Here is a 270-nt window from a genome sequence, read left to right as displayed (position 1 = left end):
CCGACAGAAGAATGAGGGCGAGGAAGGATGGCGAGAGGATTGAAGTTTTCATGATGCAGTTTTTGCAATTGCATCACTTATGCCCCTTGCGCCAGCAACAAAAACCGGTGCTACTTATTACAGATATTTTGACAAAAAGACAATATCAATACTTCAGGCAACCATCAGGCCGCGCTCATCCACCGATCCACCTGCTTCAGCGGCAAATTGATCCGCGCACAACCAATCTGGTCCGGCCGCACATTCAGCTCGATCATGCGCGGGCCGACG

1 protein-coding gene is annotated in these 270 nt (G+C 50.7%); it reads left to right on the top strand.

What is annotated here, in order from left to right:
- Positions 1–50: 50 nt before the first annotated feature.
- Positions 51–270: hypothetical protein (locus tag KVT32_RS30135; RefSeq protein WP_217619434.1), on the top strand; the 220-nt coding region annotated here is incomplete at its 3' end.

Origin of the sequence: Achromobacter sp. GbtcB20, from assembly GCF_019091095.1 — a bacterium.
GTDB lineage: Bacteria > Pseudomonadota > Gammaproteobacteria > Burkholderiales > Burkholderiaceae_B > Achromobacter > Achromobacter mucicolens.
The sequence above is the reverse complement of the archived record's forward strand: the minus strand, read 5'-3'. Positions and strand labels throughout refer to the sequence as shown.